Annotated in this window: 2 protein-coding genes; one reads left to right on the forward strand and one right to left on the reverse strand. The window is 57.5% G+C overall.

The genetic code is table 11. The features are described 5' to 3' along the window. Positions 1-35: 35 nt before the first annotated feature. Entirely contained in the window at positions 36-188 is a 153-nt protein-coding gene (locus DV027_RS18005; protein ID WP_242621995.1) for a hypothetical protein, read from the reverse strand. A gap of 3 nt (positions 189-191) precedes the next feature. Here DV027_RS18005 and DV027_RS17015 point away from each other — a divergent pair, with 3 nt between their 5' ends. Next, on the forward strand, positions 192-3,908 hold the full coding sequence (locus DV027_RS17015) for a PIN domain-containing protein (protein WP_242621996.1): 3,717 nt from the start codon (positions 192-194) through the stop codon (positions 3,906-3,908). Positions 3,909-4,244: the final 336 nt, after the last annotated feature.

Below are 4,244 nucleotides of genomic sequence, written 5' to 3' on the forward strand. Positions count from 1 at the left end.
AAATTTCTTTTGTGCAAAACAGACTTTTTCATAATCTAACCCGATGTACAACCCTTCTGTGAGATTTCCGCGTCGATCTGATCGGCAGGCGCAACCGCGATCCAGGCCAGCCAGTCGGTATCCAGTGTAAACTCATCACCCGTGGCGCCAAGCTCACCGAAGCGACGATCCGCAAGGAGGTCGAACAAGCGATGGGTATCAAACCGGCACTGACGGAATTCTATATCGTCACCACCGCGACCGACGAGCCTGCTCACGACTTCCTTGCGATCGAGTTGACCCAAGACCAGGCAAATCTTGGCCGCACGGTCGATATTCAAATCTGGGGCTGGGACACCCTTCAGGAAAAGATTCGAAACAACCCGAGAGCGCTTGCTGCCTTCGACCCTGATTACAGCGCATCGACCAATCGCCTGCTTGAGCTCGGAAGCGAGACGCTGTCGGGCCAGGCGGAAATCCGCGCTCAGAATGACCAGGCACTACAGTATCTGGCGGAGATCCGCACGACGATTGCGATCGGGCCAATAGATACGGCCCGCAGCGCCATCGATCAGCATCTCGATGCACAGATCGACCTATACCGCGACATGCTGAACGCGGGAAAACCGCGTACCGCGCTGGAATTGCTCCAAGCGCTCGATAATACGCTCGACGAAAAGAATGCAGCCTCGGTCCGCGCGCGGGTCAAGGTAAATATCGCGATCGCCCGAATGAAGCTCGGCGACGAAATTGATGCCGCCCACCTTCTCGATGAAGCCTATGCCCTCAATCCGACAGATCCACGCACGCGAGCAAATAGGATCCTCTCACTCGTCATTCAGGGGGATTTGGCGGGTGCATGGACGTTTGCGAAGGATATACTCGCCGAGGATGCTGATAATGCGGGCGCGGCTGGGCTCGCCTTCGAGGTCGCGGCGATGGACAGTGTCGAGCGAGACCCCATGGCCATCGTCTTGCCTCATCTTCTGGACGACCTTATCGTTCGCATCCACCGCATCAGATACCTTCGCCTGAAAGGCACCCCGAACAGCTGGTGGGCCTTGGCTGCCGAGACGCTCAAGCATTTCCCGAAGGATGGCAATTCTGTCCGGATGGCCGGTGATGCTCTGGTCGACGAGGCTCTTTCCGGCGACGTCATCGAACGCCTCGGCGCTGTTCCCGACGATCGGCGGACAAAGCTTCGCGAAGGCGCGGAACTGCTGCAGCGCCACTGGGAGGAGGTTCGTCACTTTGAGCATGCAGCTGAGCCCAGTTGGTGCATGGTTGGGTATAATCTCGTCACCGCCTACCGGGCTCTGGGGGATCTCGACCAGGCGAAACGTATTGCAGCTCAGGTTCTGGCGACTGGGACCAAGGATCCAGATGCTGCGCTGACGGCGGCATGTGTGGCTATCGATCTCGAAGAATTTGCCGAGGCCAAGCGGTTCCTCCGCAGCGCTTCCCTTTCCGACAATGCGGTAATTCCACTGCTTGTAGCACTTTCCAACCTTCACGAATGGGCGGGGGTCATCGAGGCGGCGACCAACGAGCGCCGCGAAAAACTGCCGATTTCCTCACGTCAGCTTTTCGACGTGTTGGTCTTCCGCGCACGGCACGCCAATAAGACGGGCGCAAACCTTGACGAGGATGTCGAGCAACTCCTCAAGCGCTGGCCGCTGGGTGTGGCAGCCCATATCGCCGTTGCGGACATTTATCGGATGGCGCGCCCCGAAGCGCTCGCAGCGATGGCCGAGAAGACACGATTGCTCATCACGCCGGCGACAAGCTATTCGGACAGGGTGATGTTCGCCCAGCTCTCGCTATTTCGCGAAGCATGGGAAGATATCATTGGTGCACTCGATGGGTTTGTGGGTCTGGACCAGCCATCAGAGCCTCTGGCTTGGCTTGCCCACGCCTTCGCAAACGCGCCGACGCAGGCGAAGACATCGCCCTTCTATCAGTCGCTTTCCCCAGAGGTGATCGCTCTTCCGTGCTATGCACGGCTGGCCGGCATGGCTGAGTACAAGCGAGGCAATCTCGAAGCCGCAGAGCGCTACCTCCGCTCGGCGATTTCTGCGGCGCCGACAGACCTGCGCGCAGTTCTCCTGCTGTCGAGCACGCTGATGCGCGCCAATCAGGACGACGAAGCTCGGGAACTGGTTGCGGGCGTCGACGACGATGCGGTGAACGGCTCTCCCGACGATCTCATGCGGCTTGCTCATCGGCATCGCCGCTCGGGTGAAACCGCACGGGCGCTAAAACTCGCCTACAGGGTGGCCGCAACCAATCGCCACGATGAAAGTGTCGTATCTTCCTATCCCTCGCTCATCCTCATGAACGAGGCCCTGCCTTCTCCGATCGGTCGGGCTGGCCCAGCACAAACTGGCTTCTGGTTCGATCTTGAAGGGTTGGATGGCGCCAGGGACGTCACCGGCATCATCGACGATGAAGAGATTGCCGGAATTGACCGGTTTGCGCTGAACCATCCCCTAGCAACTGCGCTGATGGGAAAATCTGTCAACGAAGTAATCGAAATCCCGGCGGAAATAGGCGTTTCGAGGCGTTACAGGATAAGAAAGCTCAAGCACAAATATATCTGGCTGCTCCACGATATCATGGCGACGCACGCGGCCCGGTTCCCATCTGCGCGATCGCTGTTCGAGATGAGCATGAAGGAAGGCGACGTACAACCGCTCCTCGATATGGTTCGCGCCCTTCAGGACAGGAACGACGTAGTCGTCGCGACTTACATGTCTCATCCTTTTCCGCTAGCGGCGATTGCAGCGCTCTCTAATCAGTCGGTCCTTCAACTGGCCGAACATCTGATGCGAACCGGAACCAATCTCCGCACCTGTATCGGTGCGGTTGAGGAGGGCAAAGCAGCCACGATGTTTGTGCGCCAAGCGCGCGACAAGGGTGTTGCTCTCGACACACTGACCGTCTGGCAACTATGCGAACTTGGACATCTGCAGACTGCAAAGGACTATTTCGGACGGCTATGCATCGCGCGCTCGACCATGGACGAAATGATCGAGCTGCGGGCGAAGTTCGAGAGTGCTCGTGGCCGCGAATTCATGACCATAGACTTCGATGGCGAACAGGCATATCGGCAGGTCCATAGCCCCGAGGACACGGAGAAGCGGCTGAAATGGGTGAATGCGGTCATCGAGGATCTTGAGGCCTACTGTGAGATCCTGCCGGTCGATGGGTCACTTGATGTTCGGCTGGACAAGCTCCTCGACAATCTTGGATCAAAGGAAATATTCGATCCCATCAACCTCGCGCGAGCCGAGGACGTCATCATCCTCTCGGAAGATCTGAACTTCCGCCAATGTGCAGCGAGTCAGGGCGTCAAGGGCGGGGCCTGGCTCCAAGTGGTCCTGAACGTATTTGCAAGAGATGGCCAGATCACACGAAACCAGTATCTAGTTGGCGTCGGCATGCTTGGGGCAATGCGCCACGAACATCTTAGCCTCGACGCCCAGACACTACTCCAGATGCTCGCACTAGACGACCCGCGAGCGTTCGCATTATTCAACGCCGCTATCCAGTTCATCGGTGGACGCAATGCTCATATGCCTTCGCACATCGCCGTTTCAGTCGCTACCATGCGAGGAGTATGGAGGCTGAATCTGCCATCATGGCAGCAAAGTCGCGTCATCAGCAAGTTGCTGACGCAACTGGTGCAGTCGCGACCCGACGACTGGAAACTGGTCCTTCACGTGATTGATGCCACACTCGCGCAGCATGCCTGCGCCGGCGATCACCTTGCCCAACGGACGCGAGATTATCTGGAAGACTGGATCAAAGGTCATTTTTACGACCTAGCCGAAATTCGGTCAGAGGAATGTGCCATCACATCTGTCAAACCGCAGCCCCGGACAAAGAGAGCAAAAGCATCCCGTTCCAAAAAAGTCGGTCGAGGTTAGGACGAATGCCTCGCTCTCATTGGGAACGGCAGGTATCACCTATTCATGATCTGAGAGCCGCCTGTCTCGAATGTCCCAAACGCGGTCTATCGGGGCTCGCCTAGCAATCTCAGCTTTCGGGAATCTCTTCTAACCGCCTGTGTGTCGACTAAGTAGGCGATTGCGGCCTGTCCGGTTAAGACACAGCGGACAGGCCGCAATTCATGCCGTCGACATACGGGTAGATATCTGCCCGGGCCGGTCGAGGTCGTGAAGCGTGGTGACGTGCCCCCCTTTTTGTATCCACTCAAAAGGAGAGTTCCCGTTTTTTATGGCTTGGGGTTGGTGGGATGACAA

It is taken from the genome of Komagataeibacter xylinus (assembly GCF_004302915.1).
Taxonomy (GTDB): Bacteria; Pseudomonadota; Alphaproteobacteria; order Acetobacterales; family Acetobacteraceae; genus Komagataeibacter; species Komagataeibacter xylinus_C.